At 54.3% G+C, this 639-nt stretch carries 1 rRNA gene; it reads right to left on the bottom strand.

The features are described from left to right. A 23S ribosomal RNA gene (locus N9R04_RS11280) occupies window positions 1-639 on the bottom strand; the annotation flags it as partial.

The raw sequence follows: 639 nt of genomic DNA, 5'->3' as shown, positions 1-639 counted from the left end.
CCACGCTTCCACCTCGAACCTATTGACCTCATCATCTTTGAGGGATCTTATAACCGAAGTTGGGAAATCTCATCTCGAGGGGGGCTTCATGCTTAGATGCTTTCAGCACTTATCCCGTCCATACATAGCCACCCAGCGATGCCGTTGGCACGACAACTGGTACACCAGAGGTATGTCCATCCCGGTCCTCTCGTACTAAGGACAGCTCCTCTCAAATTTCCTACGCCCACGACGGATAGGGACCGAACTGTCTCACGACGTTCTGAACCCAGCTCGCGTACCGCTTTAATGGGCGAACAGCCCAACCCTTGGGACCGACTACAGCCCCAGGATGCGATGAGCCGACATCGAGGTGCCAAACCTCCCCGTCGATGTGAACTCTTGGGGGAGATAAGCCTGTTATCCCCGGGGTAGCTTTTATCCGTTGAGCGATGGCCCTTCCATGCGGAACCACCGGATCACTAAGTCCGTCTTTCGACCCTGCTCGACTTGTAAGTCTCGCAGTCAAGCTCCCTTATACCTTTACACTCTATGAATGATTTCCAACCATTCTGAGGGAACCTTTGAGCGCCTCCGTTACCTTTTGGGAGGCGACCGCCCCAGTCAAACTGCCCACCTGACACTGTCTCCCACCACGAT

Origin of the sequence: Staphylococcus marylandisciuri, assembly GCF_025519785.1 — a bacterium.
GTDB lineage: Bacteria > Bacillota > Bacilli > Staphylococcales > Staphylococcaceae > Staphylococcus > Staphylococcus marylandisciuri.
This window is presented reverse-complemented; position numbering and strand designations above follow the sequence as displayed.